Raw genomic sequence first — 25,932 nt, 5'->3', positions numbered from 1 at the left:
ATGGGCTGTTTGACCATTGTAAAGAGAAAGCAAGTCTGCGGTGTCACCGCCTGAAAAAGAGCATACAATGGAGATGAGAGGGGAACGCAGGCTCCCCTCCCAGCTATTTCCGAGGGGCGGCCGACAGACTGTCCCGAGAAAGGAACCAAGTCATGCTCTATTATCTCATTGTATGCCGCTCTCTGACCTACGCACAGCGGACAGCCGCCGCCCTGGAGCGGGCGGGCATCACGGCGCGGATTCTCCGCTCGCCAAAGAGCGTGGCGGGGGAGGGGTGCAGCCACTCGGTCAAGATATCCCAACGCAGTCTGCCTGACGCCCTCCGGGTCCTCCAGCGGACGAATCTTGAGCCAAAGCGTATCTATATCACCGCCGGGGACGGCAGCTATCAGGAGGTGGAGCTGTGATCTATCTGGACAGCGCGGCCACCACCCTACAGAAGCCGCCCTCTGTGGCTCGCGCCACCGCACACGCCATTGACCACTTGGCCAGCCCTGGACGGGGAGGACATCGGCCGGCTATGGCTGCCGCCGATACTGCCTTCGCCTGTCGGGAGGAGGCGGCTGCCCTCTTTCATGTGCCCAGCGTCGATCAGGTGGTTTTTACGTTTAACGCTACCCATGGACTTAATATCGCCATAAAAACCCTGGTCCATCCTGGGGACAGAGTGGTGATCTCCGGCTATGAGCACAACGCGGTCACCCGGCCGCTCCACGCGATTCCGGAGGTGGAAATTTTGGTGGCCCGATCGCCTCTCTTTGACAGGCAGGGAATGATAGACTCCTTCCGCCAGTGTCTGGACCAGGGGGCGGACGCGGCTATATGTACCCATGTATCCAATGTGTTCGGTTTTATCCTCCCAATCCAGGAGATCGCGGAGCTGTGTCGGCAGCGGGAAGTGCCTCTGATTGTTGACGCCTCACAGTCCGCAGGCGTCCTGCCGCTGGATATCCAGGAACTGGGCGCCGCCTTTGTAGCGATGCCGGGCCATAAGGGGCTCTACGGCCCACAGGGCACCGGCCTGCTGCTCTGCAACCGTGACCCGACTCCGATTCTAGAGGGCGGGACAGGAAGTGAATCCTTGAAGCAGTCCATGCCCCAGTTCCTGCCTGACCGCCTGGAGGCGGGGACCCACAACATTGCCGGTGTGGCCGGCCTGCTGGAGGGCCTGCGTTTTTTGCGCCGCCGGGACATACGGTGGATTGCGGGACATGAGAGCCGGCTGATCCAGCGGATGGGTAACGGGCTGTCCAGATTGCCGGGTGTGGAGGTGTTCCAGGCGTCTATGCCCAAGGCGCAGTCCGGTGTGCTCTCCTTTCGAATTAAGGGAAGGGACTGTGAGGACGTAGGTGAGGCGCTGGGGGACCGAGGATTTGCGCTCAGAGCCGGCCTGCACTGTGCCCCGGAGGCACACCGCACCGCTGGGACTCTGGAAACAGGGACCGTCCGTGCCAGTGTATCTGCCTTTAACACCGAGATGGAAATTGACCGCTTTCTGCGGGCAATTGGAGATATGGTCAGACGTTGAATCATGAAAAAAACGCTTTGAAGTGGGACTCAGGCGAATGAGCTCCGTTTTGAAGCGTTTTTTTCGCCGGAAAAACGGGTAAAAAAGTAACAAAGAAAATTAAAAGAAAATTCATGAATTTTTCTCCGGGAACGCCCCCTTTCGTGTTGCCAACCGGGCGGGAATATCGTATAATAACAAAATAGGAAAATTGCGGCCGGGTATGCGAAGACAGCCGTTGAGAGAGGTGATATATGTGTTTCAGGATATCACGAGTCTGCTCCAAAATGAGCTTCCGATTATCAGCACCATACGTCTTTTTGATCTGCTGGATATTGCCATCCTCTCTCTGATCATATACAAACTGCTCTGGATGCTCCGGAAAAGCAGCTCCGGACGGGTCTTACGAGGAATCCTGATCCTGCTGGTAGCCATGTGGATCTCCTCGGAGCTCCCACTGACGGCCACCAGTTTCATGCTGAACAAGGTAGTAGAGTGGGGCGTTCTGGTCCTAGTTGTCCTTTTCCAGCCCGAGATACGCCGCTTTTTGGAGCGGATGGGGAGCAGCCGCCTGGGACTGAATTTTTCCAGCAGCAGGGCCACGCCTATGGAGATCGAAACCGCTATTACCCAGACGACCGAGGCATATGCCGACCTTTCCAGAGATAAGGTTGGGGCTCTGATGGTCTTTGAGCGCAAGAATCTCCTGGACGATGTCATTAAGACAGGGACGGCTCTGGACTGCGGTGTATCCAGCGAACTGCTGAAGAACATCTTTTGGAATAAAGCGCCTCTGCATGACGGTGCTGTCATTGTTCGGGAGGGCCGTATCGTGGGCGCTGGCTGTATGTTGCCCCTGTCCGGCAATGTGAACCTGAGCCGCGACCTGGGGATGCGCCACCGGGCAGGGATCGGGATGAGCGAGCATTCGGATGCGGTGGTAGTTATCGTGTCGGAGGAAACGGGCTCCATCTCCGCGGCCGTGGGAGGCATGCTCAAGCGGCATCTGGCACCGGAGACCTTAGAGCGGCTGCTGCGGAACGAGCTGTTGAGCGAGAGCAAGGAGGAGGAGAAGAGCAGCCAGTTCCCTCTGTTGAGCCAGCTCTTTGGCGGAAACAGGAAAGAGGGTGACCGCTCATGATGGGACGACTGAGAGAGAGCAAATGGGTATATGTCCTGCTGTCCGTCCTGCTGGCAGTGCTTTTTTGGTTTTATGTGCGGGCGGAGGTGGACCCCACTCAGCCTTATACCATCCATAATGTGCGGGTAGAGCTGACTGGGACCAATGTATTGACCAGCCAGGGGCTGACCGTGGCTGGTCTGTCCACTGAAACTGTGAACTTACGGATTGAGGCGCCCACCAGCGTGGCGGCCAACCTGCTGAAGAACCGTTCAAATCTCTATATCCCTCTAGATGTTTCCCGCTGTGTGGAGGGGGAGAATGAGTTAAGCTACAAGCCCAGCTATCCCGCCAATGTCAATGTGTCTGATGTGACCTTGCAGGAGCAGGACCCGGCGACCATTATCGTAACAGTGGATAAACTCTATACAAGCTCTTTTGACGTAGAGTTTCAACTGAAAGGGCAGGTGGCGGAGAACTATCAGATGGGCACCGCGGCTGTGAGTCCGGAAAGTGTGACCGTCAGCGGCTCGGTAGAGCAGGTCAGCCAGGTCGCCAAGGTGGTTGCCATCCTTGAGGATGAAAATTTGGACGAGCGCTTTGCCGGAGATCTTCCTCTCACCCTGCTGGACCGGGAAGGGAATCCGCTGACTGATCTGGATGTCACCCTCAGCGCGGACTCCGCCTATGTGGTGGTTCCTGTGGTGGTGCAGAAGGATGTGGGTCTGACGGTCAATGTGATTCCTGGCGGCGGAGCCACAGCGGATGACGCGGTTATCGAGATCGAGCCGGATATCATTACCGTGACCGGACCTGAAACAGATATAGAGGGTCTGGAGGAGATATCTCTGGGCAGTGTCGATTTATCCAAGGTCGTGGGGACGAAAGAGTATACCTTCCCCATCACACTGGACCCTGGATTAGAGAATGTCAGTGGGATTACCTCTGCTAAAGTGACTGTTAAGGTAGATGGCTTGTCAACTGCTACCTTCGAGGTGGGCAACATTACGGTAAGCCAGCCGCCGGATGGATATACGGCCGAGTCGGTCACGCAAAACCGTACAGTGACTATCCGGGGTAGAACGGAGGATCTGGAAAAGATCGATGCCAGCCAGATCCGGATCGTAGCGGACGTGTCGGAGGTGACCACCACTGGGCTGATCCCGGTCACCGCCCGAGTCTATCTGGACGCCGGCGGGAGCGTAGGGGTCATCGGGGATTATTCCATTGTAGTCAATGTGAGTCGGAGCTAATTTGGAGGCAAAATACCATGGTTCAGAACGCAATCGTAAAACAGCGGATAGGTGAGGGAGTGGTCCAGGTCTCCCTCCTGCGGCAGATGGAGTGCGGACTTCACTGCGATGGAGCCTGTGCTGGCTGTACCCAAAAACCCACGCAGGAGATCCTGGCGTTGGCCAGCGATCCCATTGGGACCAAGCCCGGCGATGTGGTGGAGGTTGAACCCACGTCTGGGCACAACATCAGCACCTCCGTGGTGGTGTTCCTGCTGCCCTGCGTTGGGTTAGGTGCGGGTTATATGCTGGGCCAATCCCTTCTGCATCTGGGCGATATTGCCGCTCTGGGGACCGCGTTGCTGGGACTGGTACTCGGCTTTGTTCCCGCGTGGCTGATTAACCGGGCGATCCTCCGCAGCAAGGCCCCTGAATTTGCTGTTTTGAAGCTGCTCCATTAAAGACGGAAACGTGCAGTGTTTGGATATGTAAGGCCCTGCCGCCCGGAGATGAAATGCAGGGAGTTTGACCTGTACCGGGCAACCTACTGCGGCTTGTGCCGCTGCTTGCGCCGGCGCTATGGGTTGCTGGCCCCTATGTTCCTGAACTTTGATTTCACCTTTCTGGCTCTTTTGCTGTGGGAGCCGGAGGAGCGTTTTACTCCCTGTCAGGGGCGGTGCCACGCCAATCCTCTGGTCAAAAAGCCCATGTGTCCTGACAGCGAGGCGCTGGAGTTGGCGGCGGATGAGAGTGTCATCCTGGCATGGTGGAAGCTGCGGGATTCGATCAAGGACGAGGGCTTTTGGAAAGCCATGCCCGCGAGAGGACTTTCCCTTCTGCTGCGTCCATCTTACCGGAAGGCTGCGGTTCGCTGTCCTGCCTTTGACCAGCAAGTCCAGGACAGCCTGGTGGAATTGGAACAGCTGGAGCGGGCGAGTTGTCCTTCGATGGACCAGTCGGCCGATACCTTTGCCCGGCTGCTCCAGGGAGCGGCATCGAAAGAGGGAAAACAGGACCGGGTGTTATCCCAACTGCTCTATCAGCTTGGGCGATGGATCTATTTGGTGGACGCGAGGGACGACATGGAGGAGGACCGGGCAGCCGGGCGGTATAACCCGGTGATAGCCCGATTTGGCCCCCAGGGGGATGATGAAAACTTAAGGCGTACCTTAGACCATTCCCTGGGGCTGATGGGCGCTGCTCTCCAATTAGGGGAGTTTGGCTGCCGAACCCCGATTTTAGAGAATATCCTGTACCTGGGGCTGCCTATGGTGCAGCGGGCTGTCTTTGATGGCAGCTGGCGAGAGATAAAAAAACAAAAGATTTGGAGTAACAACTGATGAGAGATCCGTATAGCGTCTTAGGTGTGGACCAGAATGCCAGCGATGAGGAGATTAAGAAAGCTTACCGTGAGCTGGCACGAAAATACCACCCCGACAACTATCAAAACAACCCTCTGGCAGATCTGGCGGAAGAGAAGATGAAGGAGATCAACGAGGCCTATGACGCCATCACCAAGAGCCGTGCCGGTGGTGGCGGCTATCAGCAGTCCTCCGGGAGTTATAGCCAGCAGAGGTCTTATGGCGGCTCCGCAAACCCCACCTTTGCCCAGATCCGCAATCTGATTAACGCCGGTGATCTCCAGACCGCGGAACGCCTTTTATTGGAGGTGCCCCAGAAAAACGGGGAGTGGTATTTCCTCTCCGGCAGCATCGCCTACCGCAAGGGATGGCTGGATGAGGCCATGCAGAACTATTCCATGGCGGTCCAGATGGAGCCCAACAATATGGAATACCGCCAGGCTCTGTCTATCATGCAACGTGGCAATGTGGGTTATCGCCCCTATGGCTATACCAATACAGTAGACGGGATGGACTGTTGTACCTCAATGCTGTGTCTGAACTGTCTGTGTGGGGGAGGACACTGCTAAATGTCACGTCGGGATCGTGAACAGAGCGTCAGAATTGCTCTGGGCGGTATGCTGGGGGCGGGGAGCCTGGTCATTTTATGGCTGGCCTGTATCGTACCTTCGGGCTGGCTGGGTCTTACAGCTGTGGCTGGCCTGTTTCCAGTGACTGCGACATTGTATGCTGGCCGCGCGGCTGGCTATATGTGCTGGGCGGCAGGTTCCTTGCTGGGACTGGTCCTGCTGCCAAATAAGGGGATACCTTTGCTCTATCTGGTGTTTCTGGGCCTCTATCCGGTGGTAAAGAGCCGCATCGAGGGGTTGCGCCGTGGAGCGGTAGAGTGGCTCTTGAAGCTGATTTTCTTTAATGTTGCTTTGATCCTGTGCTGGTTTTTATTTCAGGGATTGCTTCTCCCTGACCCGCCCCAGTGGCTGGAGGAGGGAATCGCTATCTTTTTTGCTGGGGGAAACCTGGTATTTATCTGTTACGACATCGGCCTATCCAGGCTCATCGGTTTGCTGGGACATCGTCTGAGTCGGGGAGGCAGGCGTTGAGCTATAATCCATATCAAGGAGAGTGACCTGATTTGGTCAAGAGCATGACCGGTTACGGCCGGGCGGAGGAGACGGTCAACGGCTGCACAATCACAGTGGAGCTGCGCTCCGTCAATAACCGCTATCTGGACTGTAATGTCCGCATTCCAAGGCTGTATCTGTTTTCTGAGGATGCCATCAAGACACGGGTGCAGAGCACCATTTCGCGGGGAAAGGTAGACGTATTTGTCACGATGGACAGCACGGGCGCCGACGATATACAGGTGTCGGTAAACAGGCCCCTGGCCGCCCAATACGCCGCTGCTCTGAGAGAGCTGGCAGAGTTTTGCGGTGCGGGCTCCTATCATATTACCCCTGAGACACTCTCGCGTTTCCCTGAGGTGCTGTTGGCCCAAAAGGCGGAAGAGGATGTAGAGCAGATGGCAAAAGACATATGCGCGGTCCTGGACCGGGCCTTGGCTGATTTTGACCAGATGCGCACCCGAGAGGGGGGACGGCTTAGGGAGGATATTCTGGCCCGTGCCGCCTTGATCGAGGAGAAGGTGGGGGTGGTGGAGGCGCGTTCCCCTCAGACCGTTTCCGAGTATCGGACCAGGCTGGAGAGTAGGATGAACGAGGTGCTGTCCAACACCCAACTCGATCCGGCGCGCATCCTGACAGAAGCCGCGATCTTTGCGGACAAGGTGGCCGTGGACGAAGAAACTGTGCGGCTGCGCAGCCACATCGAACAGCTCCGGGAGATGCTGGACAAGGGTGGAGCGATTGGACGGAAGCTGGATTTCTTGATTCAGGAGTTCAACCGGGAGGCCAATACCATCGGATCTAAATGCAGCGATATTGACATCGCCCGTCAGGTGGTCGATATCAAGGCGGAGATTGAAAAGATTCGGGAGCAGGTCCAGAATATCGAATAAGGAGGAACGGCGCTGTGAAGCTGATCAATATCGGATTTGGCAGCCTGATTTCCGCCCAGCGGCTGCTGGCGGTCATCGCGCCGGAATCAGCCCCAATCAAACGCATGATCCAGGAGGCCAGAGAGCGGGGCGTACTCATTGATGCCACCTATGGGCGTAAGACCTGCTCCGTGCTGGTAATGGACAATGACCATCTGATTTTGTCCGCTCTTTCGCCCGATGTTGTGGCCAGCCGGCTGGAAGGAGAAAAGGCGGACAGACAGGAAGAGGAGGGGGCCACATGGCCATAAAGAAAGAAAAGGGGCAACTGATCGTCCTCTCCGGGCCCTCTGGTGTGGGTAAGAGCACGGTGATCGCTGAACTATTGGGACAGCGCCCTGACATCTATTTCTCTGTGTCCTACACCACCCGTCAACCCCGTGTGGGGGAGCAAGATGGGGTCAATTATAACTTTGTAGACCGAGCTGAGTTTGAGCGGATGATCGCCGCCCAGGAGCTGCTGGAATATGCCGAGTATGTCAATAACTACTATGGGACCTCACTCAAGGTAATACGGGAGAAGCTGGCGGCCGGCATTGATGTGCTGCTAGATATCGAGGTTCAGGGAGCGGCCAAGGTAAAGGACCAGTGCCCAGACGCACTATCCATCTTTATCATTCCGCCCTCCTTTGAGGAGCTTTCCCGACGTCTCCACGGCCGGAATACCGACAGTGAGGAGGTTATCTCCGGGCGTCTGGAAAAGGCTCGGATCGAATTTCGGGAGATACCGAATTATGACTACCTGGTGATCAACGACAAGGTGTCAAATGCGGTTTATGAAATCGAGTCCATCCTGACCGCCGCCCAATGCCGGGTGGAGAACCGGAGCGGTATGCTCTCCCAGTTTATCTGAGCGAAAAAGTTTTAACGATTATGGTTGAAAAGGGGTTTTTATCATGATGCTCTATCCCGCTATGAAGGATTTACTGAAGAAGGTGCCCAGCCGCTATGAGCTGGTAAACGTTGTGGCCTGCCGGGCCCGCAAGATCGCCAGCGAGGCGGAGACGGCTGGTGTGCCGCTGGACGACAAGCCGGTCAGCATTGCCATCCGGGAGGTGGCGGAAGGAAAATTGGACCAGGAGTAAAGGGAGAGAAAGCAGGCGAAGGGGAACCTTGCGCTTGCTTTCCTTGTGATAGGGGGTGGTCGGACCGTGGGACGGAAAATCGCAAAAGTCGCTGTTTCCAGGGCCGTCTACGCTATTGATAAGCCCTATGACTACTGGATCCCCAAGGAGTTGGAGAAGGAACTGGTGCCTGGTATGCGGGTGCTCGTCCCTTTTGGAAGCGGAAACCGGGGGACGGACGGCATTGTCCTCTCCATCCGTGAGGAGGGGGAGGGTGGCCCCTCTCTGAAAGCCATCCAATCTAAGTTAGATGATGCGCCGGTGCTAGACCATAAAGGGATCCAACTGGCCCTTTGGATGCGGGAACGCTGTTTCTGTACGATGTATGACTGCGTCAAAGCCATGCTGCCGGCAGGGCTCTATTTCTCACTCCGGGATCAGGTAGTGGTCCAGGGAGACAAGGAAGCGGCCTATCAGGTGGCGGAGGGGGCGGCCCTGGCGGTACAGCTCTTGGACCTGCTGTATGACTGGGGCGGAAGGGGAGATATGGAACAGATCCGTATGGCCTTCGGCCCCAAGGATCCTAATCCGGCGATCCATCTTTTGGTGGAGAGAGGCGCGGCGCGGCTGGAAACAAGTACACGCCGGGGCGTAGGGGATAAGCGGGAGAAGCTGGCGGTGTTGGCGGTCCCCACGGAGGACGCTATGGCTATGGTCACGCCCAAGCGAAAGACGGCTCCCCTTCGATACTCCGTAACCGAACTGCTGTGTACACTGGGTGCGGCTTCGGTCAAAGAGTTGTGTTATTTCACCGGGGCTTCTATGCCTACCATAAAATCCCTAGAAAAAAGTGGAATATTGACCTTGGAGGAGCGGGAGGTGTTCCGCCGCCTGCCTGCCATCCAGGTGGAGCCGGCCCAGCCCCTGGTGCTCAACCGGGAACAGCAGGAGGCGTTTGAGGGGCTTGACCAGCTGCGCCGGAGCGGTCAGCCGGCTGCCGCGCTGCTCTATGGTGTGACAGGCAGCGGCAAGACACAGATCTATATCCGACTGATCCAGGAAACCAGAAAGCAGGGGAAAACAGCGCTAGTCCTGGTGCCGGAGATCGTTCTGACACCGCAGCTGCTAAGAATATTCACTTCTCACTTTGGGGATCAGATAGCCGTCCTTCACAGCTCACTTCGGGCGGGGGAGCGGTATGACGAGTGGAAGCGGGTACGTGAAGGAACAGCTACCGTGGTCATTGGCACCCGGTCCGCTGTCTTTGCCCCTCTGGACAACATCGGCGTCATCATCCTGGATGAGGAGCAGGAGACCAGCTATAAATCAGAAAATGTTCCACGGTACCACGCCCGAGATATTGCGAAATACCGCTGTGTCCAGCACGGGGCTCTGCTGGTGCTGGGCTCCGCTACTCCTTCTGTGGAGAGCATGTACCATGGGCAGGAGGGGACATACCACCTGTTCCAGCTGAAGAACCGCTATAACCAGCACCCGCTTCCACAGGTTATCCTGGCCGATATGAAGCAGGAGCTGCGTCAAGGCAACGCCTCCGCCATCAGCTCCGTGCTCCGGCGGGAGCTGGAAGAAAATCTGGCGCGGGGCGAGCAGTCGATTTTGTTCCTCAACCGCCGGGGAGCCAGCCGAATGGTCTCCTGCGGAGAGTGCGGGCAGGTGCCTGAGTGCCCCCGGTGCTCAGTGAAGCTGACCTATCACTCGGCCAACGGCCGGCTCATGTGCCATCACTGCGGCTGGTCCCAGCCCCTGCCCCCGGTGTGTCCCTCCTGCGGAGGACTGCTGAACTTTATCGGGGTGGGGACCCAGCGAGTCCAGGAGGAGCTGGAGACGCTGTTTCCAGGCACGCAGGTCCTGCGGATGGATACGGATACAGTTTCAGCGGCCCACCCCCATGAGGAGCTGCTGGACCGCTTTCAGAAGGAACGGATTCCCATTTTAGTGGGGACTCAGATGGTAGCCAAAGGTCTGGACTTTGAAAATGTGACTTTGGTTGGGGTCATCGCTCCCGATTTGTCCCTGTATGTGGACGACTTCCGGGCTGGGGAACGCACCTTCTCTCTGCTGACCCAGGTCGTAGGCCGCGCAGGGCGGGGGGACAAACAGGGGCGAGCGGTCATCCAGACCTTTACCCCGGAAAACGATGTGATCCGATGTGCCGCAAGCCAGGATTATGACAGTTTCTACCAGTCCGAGATCCTGCTGCGTCGGCTGCGGGGCTACCCGCCTTTTCAGGATATTATCGTACTCACCGCCTCCAGTGTGGATGAGATGGCTGTCCTGCGGTGCTGCGACCGACTGCGGCAGGCGCTTGATCAGGAGCTGAAGCGATACGCTCCGGGCGGTTGGCAGGTGCTGGGTCCGGCTCCGGCTGCGGTGGCGAAGGTGAATAACCGCTACCGTTATCGCCTGACTTTGACTGGCCCCTGTACCAGAGAAGTCCGTAGATTGATTGCTCATCTCATCCGGTCCGTCCATCAGGATAAGGACAACCGGGGGGTGTCCGTGTATGGAGATTGGGATCCCTATCAGAGTTAGACTTGGGCTTTGAGGCCCCGACAGAAGAATAAAAGGAGAAAATAACATGGCGATTCGTACGATCCTAACCAAGGGCGATCCGGCCCTGAATAAGATGTGCCATCCCGTCACCAAATTTGACCAGAAGCTGTGGGAGCTGCTGGACGACTTGAAGGAGACGCTGGCAAAGGCCAACGGCCTTGGGCTGGCCGCTCCTCAGGTGGGCATCCTGCGCCGTGCGGTCATCGTGGTGAATGATGATGGAGAGATGCTGGAGCTGGTCAACCCTGAAATCGTTGACCAGAAGGGCGAACAGGACGGACTGGAGGGCTGCCTGTCTGTCCCTGGACTGTGGGGCTATGTGAAGCGGCCGGCTTGGGTTAAAGTAAAGGCCCAGGACCGGGATGGAAACTGGTTTGAGGTGGAGGGACAGGAACTCACCGCCCGCTGTTTCTGTCACGAGTTGAGCCATCTGGACGGCCATCTGTACACGGAACTGACGGACAAGCTCTATACTAACGAGGATCTGGACCAGATGATGTCGGAAGAGGAGCAGGAGGAGCGGGGATGAGGATCGTCTTTATGGGCACTCCAGACTTTGCTGTTCCCTCTCTAGAGGGGCTGATCTCCGCGGGACATGAGGTGTGCGGGGTGTTCAGCCAGCCGGACAAGCCGGTTGGGCGGCACCAGAACAAGCTTCAGCCTACACCGGTCAAGTCCTGCGCCGCAGCTCATGGGATCCCGGTCTACCAGCCTACCAAGCTTCGGGATGGCACAGCATTAGCCCAGCTCAGGGAGCTGGCACCGGAGCTGGTGGTGGTGGCCGCCTATGGCCGTATCCTACCTGACGATATCCTGGCTCTGCCTCCAATGGGCTGCATCAATGTCCATTCCTCTCTGCTGCCCAAATACCGGGGGGCTGCCCCCATCAACTGGGCAGTGATCCGTGGGGAAAAGGAGACAGGTGTGACCATTATGTATATGGCCGGGGAACTGGATGCCGGAGATATCATCGCCCAGGAGACAACCCATATCGACCCGGAGGAAACGGTGGAGAACGTCCACGACCGGCTGGCTGGCCTGGGTGGGCGGTTGCTGGTCCAAACTGTGGCGGAGCTGGCTGCCGGGACCGCCCGGCGGATCCCTCAGGACCACAGCCAGGCTACGCTGGCTCCTATGCTGTCCCGAGAGCTCTCTCCCATCGACTGGAGCAGGAGCGGGTGGGACATCCATAACCAGATCAGAGGGCTGGTGCCATGGCCCGCCACCTCCACGGACATCTTTTCTGCGGAGCCAGTCAAAGTGTTCAAGTCCACCCTTCTGGACCAGGGGACGGACAAACAGCCTGGTACAGTGGTCGCCGCGGGGAAGGAAGGCATCGATGTGGCCTGTGGGGACGGAAGGCTCCTCCGTATCCTAGAGCTGCAGGCTCCTGGCGGCAAGCGTATGTCCGCCGCCTCCTATTTGGCTGGCCATCCCATTCACCTGTGATCGAAAAAGGAGAAACGCCATGGGAGCGGTCATTTATCATGGCATTTGCCAATTTATAGGGAGACTTGCCTGTATTTTATAGTCATCCCGGCTGCTATGATAGGAGGACCTGATTGGCATTCTGTTTTAACGCTGAGAGAAATGGTAAGAAAGTGAGAGAAAACGAAGTTTTTCTCAAGTTTTCCCCTCCTTTTTCTTTCAAGAAAAGAAGAAGAAAGGCCGGTGAGAAGCATGGACGCACGCGAGGTATCGTTGCAGGCGCTGTATGCCTGCCACAAGCAAGGGGGCTGGTCGGATGGTGTGTTGAAGAAACAACTAGCTCAACACGGAGCGGACAGACGGGATGCGGCCCTTGCCACCCAACTGTGCTTTGGCGTGCTTCAAAATCAGATGCTGCTGGACTTTTATCTGTCCCGGTTTTCCAATATTCCCCTGAAGAGGATGGAGGAAAAGGTGGTACAGGCCCTGCGCTTGGGGGCATACCAGCTTCTCTTTCTGGATAAGATTCCCCAGAGCGCGGCGGTAAACAGCTCGGTGGAGCTGGCCAAACGGCACTGTAAAAACCCCAGGGCGGCGGGAATGGTAAATGGTATTTTGAGGGCGTTGGTCCGAAGTCTGGACGATCTGCCCACGGTACCTCAGCGGGACCCCACCTCTTATCTGTCTATTTTGTATTCCCATCCGGAGTGGATGGTAAAGGAATTTCTCTTGGCCATCGGGACAGGGGAAACATCCAAGCTGCTTGCAGCAAATAATAGCCAGCCACCTATGTCCGTTATGGTGAACACAACAAAGATTACGGCCCAGGAGCTGCGGGATAAGCTGGAGGAGGCGGGGGTGGAGGCACGACTCCACCTATGGCTGAACGACTGTCTGCTTTTGGCCCGGACGGGTAATCTGGAGGAGCTTGATGCCTTTCAAAAGGGTCTGTTCTATGTGCAGGACCCAGCGTCCCGGCTGGCCGTCCTCGCCGCAGGCCCCATCTCCGGCATGAGGGTGCTGGACTGCTGTGCCGCCCCCGGAGGAAAGTCCTTCGCTGCGGCGATTGCGATGGAAAATTGTGGCCAGGTCATTTCCTGCGACCTTCATCCCCATAAAAAGAAACTCATCCAGGCCGGCGCGGACCGGTTGGGTCTGGACATCATTACTCCACAGACCGCCGACGGCAAAGTATTTCACCCGGAGTGGGAGCGTGCCTTTGACCTGGTACTGGTAGACGCCCCCTGCTCCGGGCTGGGTGTCATCCGTAAAAAGCCGGATATCCGCTACAAGGACCCGGCGCCTTTGGAGGGACTTCCAGAGATCCAGCTGGCCATCCTGTCCAATGCGGCCCGGTATGTACGGCCCGGCGGGACGCTGCTCTACTCTACCTGCACGCTTCTCCGTCGGGAGAACGAGGAGGTCATTGGGACCTTTTTAACAAGGGACAGCTCCTTCCAAAAGGAGCCCTTTGTACTGCCTGACCCAGTAGGAGCGGCCCCGGAGGGGATGATAACCCTGTGGCCACATCGCCACGACACCGACGGATTCTTTATTTGCAAGCTTCGGAAGGGGGAGGATTCCCTTTGATCGACCTAAAATCCATGACACTGGAGGAGCTGACCGCTTGGCTCCAAGAGCAGGGAGAGCCCGCCTTTCGGGGAAAGCAGGTCTTTCGTTGGTTCTACCGGGGGGCCACCTCCTTTGGGGAGATGAGCGACCTGTCCAAGCCCCTTCGTCAAAAGCTGGAGGAGCAGTGCTTTCTGTCCAAGCCCAAGGTGGCCCGGAAGCAGGTTTCCGCCCTGGATGGGACGATCAAATACCTCTGGGAGCTGGCCGATGGCAACTGTATTGAAACAGTTTTGATGCGGTACAAGCATGGGAATACGGTATGTATCTCCTGTCAGGTGGGCTGCCGCATGGGGTGTGCCTTTTGTGCCTCTACCCTGGCTGGAAAGGTCCGGGATCTGACTCCGGCGGAGATGGTGGACCAGGTCCTGTTTACCCAGATAGACAGCGGTGAGCCAATCTCCAACATCGTTCTGATGGGCATCGGGGAGCCATTGGATAACTATGACACGGTGATGAAGTTCCTCACCCTGGTCAACCATCCCGACGGATTGAACATTGGGATGCGGCATATCTCTCTGTCCACCTGCGGCTTGGTAGACAAAATTGACAAATTGGCCCAGCGTGGGTTACAATTAACACTATCCGTTTCCCTCCACGCGCCCGATGACGAGACGCGGTCGAAAATCATGCCAGTAAATCGGGGCATAGGGGTGGAAAGGCTGATGGATTGCTGTCGCCGGTATTTCCAGACCACCGGACGGCGGATCTCCTATGAGTACGCCATGATCGACGGAGTTAACGACTCTGACCAACAGGCCGACCGGCTGGCCAGCCTGCTGAAGGGAACACCCGGTCATGTGAATCTAATTCCTCTCAACGACGTGGAGGAGAGTCCTCTGAAACCAAGCAGGCGAGTGGCGGCTTTCCAGAAGCGGCTGGAGAGCCAGGGGGTTACCGTCACCGTCCGGCGCAAGCTGGGGGGAGATATCGACGCCTCCTGCGGCCAACTGCGGAGAAAGGCCATGAGAGAGGAAAATTGACGAAGCGGTGCCGGTGGTGTACCGCTAAGAAGTGAGGTTACATTCCATGGAAGTATGGGGGATCACCCATCGGGGTGTGGTTCGGCAACAAAATCAAGATGCGTTTTCTGCCCGGACAATGGATGACGGACGGGTGATCGCTCTGGTCTGTGATGGAATGGGAGGCGCCAGAGCAGGCAATGTGGCCAGCGCTATGGCTGTGGACCTGTTTATGGACCGCTTTCTCCGGGAGAGTGGCGATGACCAGGAGCGGATGCAGCGGGCGGCCTCCCAGGCCAACCAAGAGATATTCCAAAAGGCAGCCACAGATGAGGATTGCACTGGGATGGGCACCACACTGGTGGCTGCTCTGGCCGGAGCGGGGGAGGCGGTCATCCTTAACGAGGGGGACAGCCGGGCCTATCATATCAATGGGGACGGCATCGTGCTGATCACCAGGGACCACTCTCTGGTCGAGGACCTGGTGGAGCGGGGAGAGCTGACGAGAGAACAGGCCAGGACTCATCCGCATAAAAATTTGATTACCCGGGCCCTGGGCGCCGAGCCTGTGCTGTTGGCGGACTGCTTTCGCCAGCCGCTGGCCCAGGGTGATTTTCTCCTGCTGTGCAGCGATGGGTTGAGCAATCTGGTCACAGAGCAGGAGATGCTCTACGAGGTGATCCACGGCGGTGACAGCGAAAGCTGTCCCCAGCGTCTGCTGGACATCGCCCTTCACCGGGGCGCGCCGGACAACGTGACAGCGGTCCTGATCCGCTGCTGACGGCCCCGGTTATGAACAAGAAGATAGGGAGGATGTTACCATGGATCAATACATAGGTAAATTACTCGACAACCGATATGAGATACTGGAGCTTATCGGCTCCGGCGGCATGGCCAGGGTGTATAAGGCACGGTGCCACCGCCTGAACCGGCTGGTGGCTATCAAGATTTTGCGGGAGGATCTGGCCCAGGACGCCGAGTTCCGCCGCCGCTTCCACGACGAGTCCCAGGCTGTAGCCATGCTGTCCCACCCAAATATCGTGGCTGTCTATGACGTGAGCCGCTCCTCCCAGCTGGAGTATATCGTCATGGAACTGATCGACGGGATTACCCTGAAGCAATATATGCAGAAGAAGGGGAACAAGCTGAACTGGCGTGAGGCCCTCCACTTCATCACACAAATTACCAAGGCGCTGGGCCACGCCCACAGCCGGGGCATTATCCATCGGGACATCAAGCCCCACAATGTGATGGTGCTCCGGGACGGGAGCGTAAAGGTGGCCGACTTCGGCATCGCGCGGGTGGCCTCCGGGGGCCACAGCACTTTGACCCAGGAGGCGCTGGGCTCTGTCCACTATATCTCTCCGGAGCAGGCCAGGGGTAGCTTTATTGACGCACGCTCCGATTTGTACTCCGCCGGTGTGGTGCTCTATGAAATGATCACCGGACGGCTTCCATTTGAAGGGGATACCCCGGTTTCGGTGGCCATTCAGCATATCAACTCGATCCCTCTGTCTCCCAGAGAAATCGATCCATCAATCCCTGAGGCACTGGAGGCCATCACTATGAAAGCGATGGCCCCCAATCCGGACAACCGATACCTCAACGCGGATGAAATGCTGGCGGATCTGGAGGAGTTTCGGAAGAATCCTACCATTAATTTTGAGTATAATCTCAACGAATTTTCCGTCGCATCCCCTGAAGAGGAAGACAGAGACAAGACTCAGATCCATGCGGTATCGGCCTCACATCGGAGCCGGGAGGCAAGACCAGAGCGGCGCCATTCCGGCGGCCACAGAGAGGACCACCGCCCTCGCCGCCAGGAGGAGGACGAGGATGGGCCGCAGGGAGGCTTCCCTTGGCCGGTGGTGGGGGCTGTGGTAGCTATACTGGCTTTTATCGGCGTGGTTGTCTATTTCCTCTACAATACCTTCCTGTCCGGCCTGTTTACACCGCAGATCAGCTATGATGTACCAAATTTGATTGGTAAGAGTTATGAGGAAGTGATGACGGACCCGTCCATACTGGGTGAGCATTTTACGGTGGTCCTGGGAGAAACAAAGACCGACGAGGACACCGACGCAGGTGTAATCCTCCACCAGGACCCGGCAGCGGACTCCAAGGTCCAGGATGAGGTGACACCTATCACCGTGACTGTCAGTGGCGGACCGGAAACAGTGAATATGCTTGACCTAAAAAATATGGAGTATTCCAAAGCCTATCTGGCGGTCACAGAGATGGGGCTGAAGGTGGCCACCCCCACCTATGAGCATGACGATACGATTGCCTACAACCATGTCATATCATTCACGCCGCTGGAAAATAATCCGGTTCCCCTGGGAACGGAGGTCCATATGGTAGTCAGCCTGGGGCCAGCTACGGAGACCTTTTCCATGCCCAGCCTGGTAGGCTTAACCCAGGAAAAGGCGGAAGAAGATATTACCGCCCTTGGGCTGAAGGTGGGGACTGTCACCCCTGTGTACAGCGATACCGCTCAGGCGGGGCAGGTAGTGTGGCAGTATCCTGAGGCGTATAAAGAGGTCGAGGCTGGAAGCGTTGTCAGTCTTCAGGTCAGCCAGGGACCGGACCCCAGCACCCAGGCTAAGGATGTCACCAAGACGTTGAGCGTCCCTCTGCCGGAAACTGGTGGAGTAGCGTTTATTCAGATCCTGGCGGACGGAGAGGTCGTTTTTTCCGACGATATAGACACCACAATGGAAATGCTGGTTGAAGTATCGGTGACGGCCAAAGCGGGAGAAAGCAAGAATATGTCCCTCTATGTAGATGGCGTCCTACAGAACAGCTGGACAGAAAGTTTTGAAGGATGATGGCGGAAGGTACGATCATGAAGGCCCTCAGCGGCTTCTATTATGTGGATGACGGAGCGAGCGTCTATACCTGTCGGGGACGGGGCAGGCTTCGCCATATTAAGATGACGCCTCTGGTGGGGGACCGGGTACGGTTTACCCCATCCTTAGATGGCAGCCCGGGCACGCTGGATGAGATCCTGCCTAGGAGAAATGAGTTTTTCCGTCCTGCGGTAGCCAACATCGACCAACTGGTTATCATCGCTTCGGAAGCTGTACCGGTTACGGACCCTTTTCTTATCGACCGGGTGGCCGCCATCGCCCAGAGCAGGAACTGCCAGTGTATCATCTGTATCAATAAATGCGACCTTGCAGATGGCCAGAAACTGGCTGGAATCTATCAAAGGGCTGGCTTTCCAACCCTTCGCATCAGCGCGGAAACCGGGGAGGGACTGGAGGAGCTTCGCAGTCTAATCACCGGAAAGGTATCTGCCTTTACAGGAAATTCGGGGGTAGGGAAATCAAGCGTATTGAACGCGCTGGACTCTGGAATTGCCCTTTCCACCGGGGATGTGAGCCAAAAGCTGGGCCGGGGCCGGCATACCACCCGCCATGTGGAGCTGTACCGCCTGTCGTGTAGCGCCTTGGCAGCGGATACGCCGGGGTTCTCTTCCTTCGATGTGGACCGCATGGAGCTGGCCCGCAAAGAGGAGTTGCAGTATGCCTTTCCAGACTTTGCGCCCTACCTGGGACGATGCCGGTTTCAAGACTGCGCTCATGTGAAGGAGAAGGGCTGCGCCGTTTTGGCGGCTCTGAAAGAGGGAGAGATTGAACCAACTCGGCATCAGAGCTATGTACGCCTGTATGAACAGGCCAAAGCGATTCCAGATTGGGAGCGCGGATAGGAAAGGAGCGGATGACGATTTCGTCATCCGCTCCTTTCCTATTTCTAAATCCCAAAGTGGAGGAGATGGAGAGAAAAGAGGAGGATCAGTGACACGGACCAGCCCTTCCGCCATATAATGGTAACAGCCGGAGACGGTCAATTTAGGGGAGGGGAGGCGTGTTCATGGGTATCGTAGTGGTGCGTTCCCCCAAATGCCTGCGGGGACTGCTGCGCAGGATCTTCGGGGTGCGATAAGTCCTGAGAGGGGAAAAAGCAGTCATACATTCTGCCGTTCTCTCATATGGTGTCACAAAGCCGGGGCCGCGTTCCGCCGGCCTGACACCATGATAAGGAGAGGACAATGACCATGGAACTGGAATTTGAACGGGATACGATCGTATGTTATGAAACACTGACTGAGGTGACGCTCTGCCAGGAGGAAACGCTGGAGTCCATTGTTCCGGACGCCTGTCCGGATATTCTGCGGATCGTGGATGTGTGCGGTCAGGCTACACTCAGCTCTAAGGCAGCCAAAGAGGGGATGGCGGTAGTAACCGGCATGGTCCGGGCTGTCATTCTGTACCAGCCTGAGGGTTCTGCCGGGCTGCGCCGTATGGAGGTGGGACTTCCATTTACCTGTCAGGCCGAGGCCACAGGGCTCACGGACCAGGGATATGTAGAGGCCAGTCCTCGCCTGCGCTGCGCTGAGGCGAGAGCACTAAACCCCAGGAAGGTGCTGCTCCGGGTGGATCTAGCGGTAGATGTGACAGCACTCCAGCCAACAGAAATCCCTATCTGTAGCGGCGCGTCTGATACTGAAGACCATACACTGTGCCAGCGCCAGTATCAGGGAGAAAATTATCAGATTTCATCTGTCCAGGAAAAACCCTTTACATTTACTGAACAGATCAGACTTCAGGGAAACCAAGGAGAGATCCCTCAACTTCTGGCCAGCCGGGCCAGTGCTGTATGCTCAGAAAACAAGCTCATAGGAACCAAACTGATTCTGAAAGGGGTGGTTGAGCTGGAGCTGCTCCTTCTGGAGGCGGGCGGCGGATTGACCACTAACCACGAGTCCATGCCTTTCTCTCAGATTTTGGAGGTAACAGGTGCTGGAGAAGAGGGAGATTGCCAGGTCCTGGTGGAGATTACAGACTTCCGGTGCGGTCCCAGCAGTGAGGACAGCCGCAGCTTGGAGGTGACGCTGGAGTTGCTGGCCCAGGCTGAGGTGCGCTGCCACCGTCCGGTAACCTTGCTCCAAGACCTATACAGCACCAGCTGGCAGTTGGAGGCGGACCGGGACAATCAGCAGCTGTTCCGGCTGGGGGAGCAGTCGATCCGTCCCCAGGCCGTCCGGGAGCTGCTGGAGACAGGTGAGATGGTACGAAGCGTGGTAGACAGCCGCCTGGCTCTGGGCCAGGTGAGCCAGAGCAGGGAGGGGAAAGAGTTAGTCCTGACCGCCGAGGCTTGGATCACTGTCATGTACCTGGATGAAAATGAGATGGTCCAGTGTGTCCGCCGGACTATTCCAGTCCAGTGCCGCCTGAACTGTTCCGAGGGCAGTCGGTGCAGCTGCCGCTGTTCCACCTCAGGCGAAGTATTTGCCACCCCCTCTGCCGGCGGCGTGGAGGTACGGTTTACCGTCGAATTCCACTGTCTGACTACGGAGTGCATCTCTGTGCCTGTGGTTCGTGGCGCCAGACTTGGGGAGGCACGGTGCAGCAGCGGCGTTAGACCCTCTGTGGTGCTGAGGCTGGCTGCCCCCGGAGAGGATATCTGGGATATTGCCAAGGCCTACGGCACAACTACCCAAGAGATACTGCAGGCCAATGAGTTGGAAGAGGGCACACTGCCCACTGGTATCATGCTGTTGATTCCCAGTACCCGGTGAAAGGAGTGCTTGTGCTCCGGACATAGAGAATAGGGAGGATGGATGCGCTCTGCGGCCATCCTCTCTATGTTTTTATGGAAAAGAGGTTTCCTGCTGTTATATTATACAGCTTATCCTCATAGATTGTATGGAAACTACCGGCTGACCAAAGAGCCGAAGGAGGAATTGCAGTGGAAGATCGCAAAATCTACGAGGATATTGCCCTGCGGACCGAAGGGGATATCTACATCGGCGTCGTGGGGCCGGTTCGTACAGGAAAATCCACCTTTATCAAGCGGTTCATGGAGACTCTGGTGATTCCCAATATCGAGAATGTATACCGGAGGGAACGGGCACGGGATGAGTTGCCTCAGAGCGGCTCCGGCCGTACCATCATGACCGCCGAGCCAAAGTTCGTCCCCGAGGAGGCCGTCTCTGTCCAGGTAGAGGGGGGAGCTGCCTTTCAGGTCCGGCTGATCGACTGCGTAGGCTATATGGTCAGTGGGGCCGTGGGCCAGCTAGAGGGGGAGAATGAGCGCATGGTCACCACTCCTTGGTTTGACCATGAGATCCCTATGGCTGAGGCTGCGGAGATCGGTACCCGAAAAGTGATTTCAGAGCACTCCACGATTGGCATCGTAATCACAACAGATGGGACGATCACCGACATCCAGCGGGAGGATTATTTAGAGCCTGAGGAACGGGTCATCTCCGAACTGAAGGAGCTGGGCAAGCCCTTTGTTGTACTGCTCAACTCCGCCTATCCGGAATCTGACCGTGCCCAAGCCATCCGGGCGGATATCGCGCAACGGTACGACGTTACCTGTGTAGCGGTCAACTGCCTGGAACTGAGCCAAGAGGAGATCAACGATCTACTCAAGGGCGTCCTCTATGAGTTCCCCATTAAGGAGCTGGACCTGTTTCTTCCGCCTTGGGTGGATGCCCTGCCCCAGGAGCATCCCATCAAAGCGGAGCTATACAGCGCCATCCGGGAGGGGACCAGTGAACTGCGCCGGATACGGGACGTGGAGCAGGCCGTCTCCTCATTCCAGAACTGCGAAGTGGTAAGTGGAGCGCGGATCACCTCAATCGATTTGGGCACAGGGCTGTCGGCGGCCACACTGGACTTGCCCCGTAGCCTATTCTACGCTACACTATCTCAGCAGTCTGGCTTCCAGGTAGGGGATGACGGAGATTTGATGGCTCTGCTGACAGAACTGGCCAAGGTGAAATGCGCCTACGACAAAGTATCGGACGCCTTAGAGCAGGTGGAGCAGACGGGATACGGAATTGTGGTGCCCTCTATTGACTCCCTCGTGCTGGAGGAGCCTGAAATCGTCAAGCAGGGAGGACGATACGGGGTACGTCTAAAAGCCAGCGCCCCCTCCATTCATATGATCCGAGCAGATATTGAAACAGAGGTCTCGCCCATCGTAGGGGGAGAGAAGCAGAGCGAGGATATGATTAACTATCTCCTTCAGGAATATGAGGGTGATTCCAGCAAGATCTGGGAGGCCAATATTTTTGGAAAGTCTCTCCATGAGCTGGTCAATGAGGATCTAAATTCCAAGATCAAACGGATGCCTGAGGATGCCCGGACCAAGTTAAGGGAGACCCTCCAGCGTATCATCAACGAGGGATCTGGAGGGTTGATCTGCATCATCCTGTAGTGAGAATGAAGGATATAGCCCGCGCCTCCCCGGCAGATCTGCCGGAGAGGCGCGATTTTTCTAAAAGAGACAAAAGACACGCTTCTGGGTGTTTCAAGTTAAAACAACAGAAAAGAAAATTTTTAGCACAAAATAGATTGAGCGAAATCCTTTCGGAATTAGCTCTTGTATTATAAAAAATTTGAAGGTATAATGTAAAAGAAATTATATCATAGAATGGGGTATCGTAAGGATATAATTATTAAAGCAGACGCGGGTGATTATATGAAGGAGCTGGACAAAAACTATCTTGCGCCGATTGCAAGTAAATCGATGGTGGATATTGTGGTGTCCAGACTGACCGAAGCGATTATCAGTGGAGAGTTAAAACCTGGCGACCAGATCCCAGTGGAGTCGGAACTGGTCCGGAAATTTGGCGTCGGGCGAAATACAGTGCGTGAAGCGGTTCGTATTTTAGTCGCCTATGGCGTATTGACGATTCGACGGGCCGAAGGGACCTATGTATGTGACGGGTTTTCTCCCAAGGTACTCAATCCAATGGTATACAGCATCATTCTGCGCAGTGGGAGCTCTTTTAATGAGTTGATTGGTCTGCGTGAAGTGGTGGAGAACGGTATTATGCAGATGCTGCTGGAAAAGCGCATTTCAGAGGAACAATGGAAGGTGCTTTACCAGAAGTATGAGAAACTAAGAGGCTATTTGATGGAGGATCCCCCGGATTTTCAGAAGATTGCCGACGCCGATATCGAGTTTCATGATGAGCTGGCCCGGTCCACCGAGAACGCTGCCATCATGATTGTACATAGTAATATCGTGGAGCTGACCAAGGCATCTCGACTAAAGACTATTGAAACAGTCATTCAGAAAGGGGACAGGCAGTACCTGATCGATACGCACAAAAATCTGCTGGATAAGTTGGCTGGTACAAATATGGAAGAATTGTATCAGGCAATCAATGACAGCTACTTCTATTGGCGTGGAGTTTATAAGGATTAATAGGGTACAGTGTTTCGATTCGTACCAAAGGAAAGAGGTCCGGCTTTTGGCCTGGACCTCTTTTTTTGTCTGACATTCCGAAAAGATTGAAATAAAAAGCGAAAATGTCCAGAAATTAACTCAGAAAGCCTGCTTTGGTGAAATTATACAGCTTTAGATTTAAAAATTAGTTAGTTCAACGAAGTTGCCCGAGTTGAAAAAAAGGACATTGACTTTCCCTAAAAGATAGTCTATTATGATGGTCGTAACATCCTATGTTCGGAAGTTTGCTGTCAAATCTACTAAAAGCGGTCGCTTCAGCGGATGGAAGAATGAGGAAAGGGAAACACATTTTTTGGAGGGAAACACATGAAGAAGAAAATTTTAGCTTTGGCTATGGCTTCTGCCATGGCGCTGTCCCTGCTGGCTGGATGCGGCAGTGGCAATGACACAAACACAAATAGCACTGGCAGCAATGGGGGTACCGCTTCTGGACCTCAGTATGATAAAGTGACCCTGCGTTTGAGCTGTAACGGTACGGACCTGGGCAACGACACCCGTACTGCCAAGCTGTTTGCCGAGAAGATTGAGGAGAAGTCCGGCGGACTGGTCACTGTTGATGTATTCCCCAATGACCAGCTGGCTAGCGGCAATATGAGCAAGGGCCTGGAACTGCTGGCCGACGGTACTGTGGATATCGACATCCATTCCACCTCCATCATCGCCAACCTGGATAACCGAATGATGGTAAGCACTCTGCCCTGGATTTTTGCCGACTATCAGGAGGCGGAGGACGCTTTCTTTGGCGAGGGCGGTGAGTTCCTGAGCTCTGTTCTGGCTGAGAAAGGCATCACTTATCTGGGCGCTGTCCACAACGGCTTTAAAGCTATGACCAATAGCAAGCATCCCATCCAGGATCCTGATGACCTGAAGGGACTGAAGATCCGTGTGCCCGGCGGTGACTTCTTCTCCGCTTTTTATACCGCCTTTGGCGCTAGCCCCCAGGCCATGAGCTGGAGTGAGGTCTTTACTGCTCTGCAGCAGGGCACCATCGACGGCCATGATAATAGCCTTGGTACCATCAACTCCGGCAACGTCCAGGAGGTCCAGAAGTACATCTCCATTTCCAACCATGTGTACGAGGCGTTTACTTGGATGGCCAATTCCAACAATTTCAACAAGCTGAACGCTGATACCCAGGCTTTGATCCGCGAGTGTGTGGAGGAGGCCTGCAAGGAAATGAACCAGACCCTCATCGCCGAGGAGGCGGACCTGAAGACTAAGTTTGCCGAGGAGAACGGCTGTGAGATCTACGAGTTCACCGACGAAGATGTGGCTGAGTTTACCGCTGTTGTTCAGCCTGTCATTGACGAGTACAAGGAGATCTACGGTGCGGATGCTTGCGCTGCCTTTGGCATCGAGTGATTCCAGAGTTTTCTAAGTAATTAAGGAGGCAGGGACCACAAATGAAAAAGTTTTTCTCACTGTTGGAAGACAACATCTGTGCGATCATCCTGCTCGTCATGATGCTGTTGACCTGTGTCAACGTAGTTGCCCGGTATGTGCTGAAGGCTTCTATGCCCTTTGTTGAGGAGCTGACCTGTCTGGGTCTTATCATCCTAAGCCTGACCGGCGCCGCTGTGGCCGCCAAGCGTGGCGCGCACCTTGGCTTGACTGTTCTGACCGATTTTTTCCCAGCGAAAGGGCAGAAGTTTTGCACTCTGCTGGGCGACTTGATGGGGATTATCTTTGGTGTCCTCATTCTCTGGTTTGGTTTCTTCATGGCCAAGCAGGAGTACGTTTTGGGTCAGCTTACCGCTGGTATGCAGTGGCCTGAGTGGATGTTTGGCATGTTTGTACCCATCAGTGGTGGCGTGCTGGTCATCCGTTATATTCAGCTGTTCATTACCCATTTGGTGAAGAAGGAGGAGAAGTAAGCTATGGTTTCACTGATTCTGTTCGGCTCCTTCTTTGTCCTTCTGCTCCTCAATGTGCCGATTGGACTTTCACTGGGAATCTCCAGCGTGGCCGCTCTGATTGCTGAGAATCTGCCCTTCTCTATGATCCCCAGCAACCTCTACTCTTCTACGGGTAAGTTTGTACTGCTGGCCATTCCCTTCTTTATCTTGGGCGGCAACGTCATGGAAAAGAGCGGGATCTCCGCCCGGCTGATCGATTTTTGCCGGACCTTGGTGGGCCATCGAAAGAGCGGTATGGCTCTGGTCTGCGTCATCGTGGCTTGCTTCTTTGCTGCCATCTCCGGCTCCGGCCCCGCCACAGTGGCTGCTCTGGGCATGATCCTGATTCCCGCTATGGTGAAGGCTGGCTATGATAAGGGCGATTCTGCCGCCTTGATGTCTACCGCCGGTGCCATCGGCATCATCATCCCGCCGTCTATCACCTTCGTTATCTACGGCTCCGTTACCGGCAAGTCTGTGGGCTCTCTGTTCGCCTCCGGTATCGTCCCCGGTATCCTGATGGGTATTTTCCTTGTGTTCGCCATGCAGTTTGTCAGCCGGGGCCGTGAGTTGGTCCTGTTGCCGAAGGCCAGTGGGAAAGAACGCTGGGCAGCCTTTAAGGAGGCTTTCTGGGGTCTGTTGATGCCTGTCATCATCTTGGGCGGTATCTATGGTGGTATCTTCACCCCTACTGAGGCTGCTGCTGTTTCCGCTCTGTATGGCCTGATTGTCGGTCTATTTATCTACGGTTGATTGTAAAATGAAGTTGGACACCTAAGAAAAAATCCATAGTGATTTTCCCCACATGGTAGAATGAAGTTTGCACACAACTTCTT

Annotated in this window: 26 protein-coding genes; all 26 read left to right on the top strand. The window is 55.8% G+C overall.

The window, feature by feature from the left end; all coding sequences use genetic code 11:
• Positions 1–152: 152 nt before the first annotated feature.
• Positions 153–407, top strand: a complete 255-nt coding sequence (locus OCV64_RS07840; RefSeq protein WP_147572258.1) for a DUF3343 domain-containing protein — start codon at positions 153–155, stop codon at positions 405–407.
• Entirely contained in the window at positions 404–1,528 is a 1,125-nt protein-coding gene (locus OCV64_RS07835; protein WP_262669759.1) for an aminotransferase class V-fold PLP-dependent enzyme, read from the top strand. The genes OCV64_RS07840 and OCV64_RS07835 overlap by 4 nt, the downstream gene beginning before the upstream one ends.
• Positions 1,529–1,763: 235 nt before the next feature.
• Positions 1,764–2,648 (top strand): diadenylate cyclase CdaA, encoded by an 885-nt coding sequence (cdaA, locus tag OCV64_RS07830; protein ID WP_262669758.1) that lies wholly within the window; start codon positions 1,764–1,766, stop codon positions 2,646–2,648.
• Positions 2,645–3,880 carry a CdaR family protein gene (locus OCV64_RS07825; RefSeq protein ID WP_262669757.1) on the top strand — a complete coding sequence of 412 codons (1,236 nt, stop codon included), beginning with the start codon at positions 2,645–2,647 and terminating at the stop codon, positions 3,878–3,880. Before cdaA ends, OCV64_RS07825 begins: the two co-directional genes overlap by 4 nt.
• Positions 3,881–3,897: 17 nt before the next feature.
• Positions 3,898–4,320 carry a SoxR reducing system RseC family protein gene (locus OCV64_RS07820; RefSeq protein ID WP_147572262.1) on the top strand — a complete coding sequence of 141 codons (423 nt, stop codon included), beginning with the start codon at positions 3,898–3,900 and terminating at the stop codon, positions 4,318–4,320.
• Positions 4,321–4,335: 15 nt separating this feature from the next.
• Positions 4,336–5,199, top strand: a complete 864-nt coding sequence (locus tag OCV64_RS07815; RefSeq protein ID WP_262669756.1) for a DUF5685 family protein — start codon at positions 4,336–4,338, stop codon at positions 5,197–5,199.
• The gene (locus tag OCV64_RS07810) at positions 5,199–5,789 is read left to right on the top strand and encodes a J domain-containing protein (RefSeq protein ID WP_186852517.1); all 591 of its coding nucleotides are present in this window, start codon (positions 5,199–5,201) and stop codon (positions 5,787–5,789) included. Before OCV64_RS07815 ends, OCV64_RS07810 begins: the two co-directional genes overlap by 1 nt.
• Positions 5,790–6,320 (top strand): hypothetical protein, encoded by a 531-nt coding sequence (locus OCV64_RS07805; protein ID WP_240287754.1) that lies wholly within the window; start codon positions 5,790–5,792, stop codon positions 6,318–6,320.
• Between the two features lie 32 nt (positions 6,321–6,352).
• The gene (locus OCV64_RS07800; RefSeq protein WP_262669755.1) at positions 6,353–7,234 is read left to right on the top strand and encodes a YicC/YloC family endoribonuclease; all 882 of its coding nucleotides are present in this window, start codon (positions 6,353–6,355) and stop codon (positions 7,232–7,234) included.
• Positions 7,235–7,248: 14 nt separating this feature from the next.
• Positions 7,249–7,524 carry a DUF370 domain-containing protein gene (locus OCV64_RS07795; protein WP_240287752.1) on the top strand — a complete coding sequence of 92 codons (276 nt, stop codon included), beginning with the start codon at positions 7,249–7,251 and terminating at the stop codon, positions 7,522–7,524.
• On the top strand, positions 7,521–8,126 hold the full coding sequence (gmk, locus tag OCV64_RS07790) for a guanylate kinase (protein ID WP_186852651.1): 606 nt from the start codon (positions 7,521–7,523) through the stop codon (positions 8,124–8,126). Before OCV64_RS07795 ends, gmk begins: the two co-directional genes overlap by 4 nt.
• 43 nt (positions 8,127–8,169) lie before the next feature.
• Positions 8,170–8,358, top strand: coding sequence for a DNA-directed RNA polymerase subunit omega (rpoZ, locus tag OCV64_RS07785; protein WP_147572269.1), 189 nt, complete (start codon positions 8,170–8,172; stop codon positions 8,356–8,358).
• 66 nt (positions 8,359–8,424) lie between these two features.
• Entirely contained in the window at positions 8,425–10,890 is a 2,466-nt protein-coding gene (gene priA / locus OCV64_RS07780; protein ID WP_262669754.1) for a replication restart helicase PriA, read from the top strand.
• A 46-nt stretch (positions 10,891–10,936) separates the two neighbouring features.
• Positions 10,937–11,440: a peptide deformylase gene (def, locus tag OCV64_RS07775; RefSeq protein ID WP_147572271.1), complete on the top strand. Its 504-nt coding sequence runs from the start codon at positions 10,937–10,939 to the stop codon at positions 11,438–11,440.
• Entirely contained in the window at positions 11,437–12,360 is a 924-nt protein-coding gene (fmt, locus tag OCV64_RS07770; protein WP_262669753.1) for a methionyl-tRNA formyltransferase, read from the top strand. The genes def and fmt overlap by 4 nt, the downstream gene beginning before the upstream one ends.
• A 231-nt stretch (positions 12,361–12,591) precedes the next feature.
• Positions 12,592–13,929, top strand: a complete 1,338-nt coding sequence (gene rsmB / locus OCV64_RS07765) for a 16S rRNA (cytosine(967)-C(5))-methyltransferase RsmB (protein WP_262669752.1) — start codon at positions 12,592–12,594, stop codon at positions 13,927–13,929.
• Positions 13,926–14,951, top strand: coding sequence for a 23S rRNA (adenine(2503)-C(2))-methyltransferase RlmN (rlmN, locus tag OCV64_RS07760; RefSeq protein ID WP_147572274.1), 1,026 nt, complete (start codon positions 13,926–13,928; stop codon positions 14,949–14,951). The genes rsmB and rlmN overlap by 4 nt, the downstream gene beginning before the upstream one ends.
• A gap of 46 nt (positions 14,952–14,997) precedes the next feature.
• A complete protein-coding gene (locus tag OCV64_RS07755; protein ID WP_147572275.1) occupies positions 14,998–15,711 on the top strand; it encodes a Stp1/IreP family PP2C-type Ser/Thr phosphatase in 714 nt (237 codons plus the stop codon).
• Between the two features lie 40 nt (positions 15,712–15,751).
• Positions 15,752–17,758 carry a Stk1 family PASTA domain-containing Ser/Thr kinase gene (gene pknB, locus OCV64_RS07750; RefSeq protein ID WP_240287743.1) on the top strand — a complete coding sequence of 669 codons (2,007 nt, stop codon included), beginning with the start codon at positions 15,752–15,754 and terminating at the stop codon, positions 17,756–17,758.
• The gene (rsgA, locus tag OCV64_RS07745) at positions 17,758–18,642 is read left to right on the top strand and encodes a ribosome small subunit-dependent GTPase A (RefSeq protein ID WP_147572277.1); all 885 of its coding nucleotides are present in this window, start codon (positions 17,758–17,760) and stop codon (positions 18,640–18,642) included. The genes pknB and rsgA overlap by 1 nt, the downstream gene beginning before the upstream one ends.
• Positions 18,643–18,984: 342 nt before the next feature.
• Positions 18,985–20,514, top strand: coding sequence for a DUF3794 and LysM peptidoglycan-binding domain-containing protein (locus tag OCV64_RS07740; protein ID WP_262669751.1), 1,530 nt, complete (start codon positions 18,985–18,987; stop codon positions 20,512–20,514).
• A 170-nt stretch (positions 20,515–20,684) separates the two neighbouring features.
• Positions 20,685–22,163, top strand: coding sequence for a stage IV sporulation protein A (spoIVA, locus tag OCV64_RS07735; RefSeq protein WP_186852521.1), 1,479 nt, complete (start codon positions 20,685–20,687; stop codon positions 22,161–22,163).
• Between the two features lie 264 nt (positions 22,164–22,427).
• A complete protein-coding gene (locus OCV64_RS07730) occupies positions 22,428–23,159 on the top strand; it encodes a FadR/GntR family transcriptional regulator (protein ID WP_262669749.1) in 732 nt (243 codons plus the stop codon).
• Positions 23,160–23,507: 348 nt separating this feature from the next.
• Positions 23,508–24,563 carry a DctP family TRAP transporter solute-binding subunit gene (locus OCV64_RS07725; RefSeq protein ID WP_147572279.1) on the top strand — a complete coding sequence of 352 codons (1,056 nt, stop codon included), beginning with the start codon at positions 23,508–23,510 and terminating at the stop codon, positions 24,561–24,563.
• A gap of 41 nt (positions 24,564–24,604) precedes the next feature.
• On the top strand, positions 24,605–25,075 hold the full coding sequence (locus OCV64_RS07720; RefSeq protein WP_147572280.1) for a TRAP transporter small permease: 471 nt from the start codon (positions 24,605–24,607) through the stop codon (positions 25,073–25,075).
• A gap of 3 nt (positions 25,076–25,078) precedes the next feature.
• Positions 25,079–25,849, top strand: a complete 771-nt coding sequence (locus OCV64_RS07715; protein ID WP_317246516.1) for a TRAP transporter large permease — start codon at positions 25,079–25,081, stop codon at positions 25,847–25,849.
• Positions 25,850–25,932 lie beyond the last annotated feature (83 nt).

This window comes from Muriventricola aceti (assembly GCF_025567565.1).
GTDB classification, from domain to species: Bacteria; Bacillota; Clostridia; order Oscillospirales; family Oscillospiraceae; genus Lawsonibacter; species Lawsonibacter aceti.
Note: the sequence above shows the minus strand (reverse complement) of the source record. Positions and strands in the feature narration are given on the sequence as shown.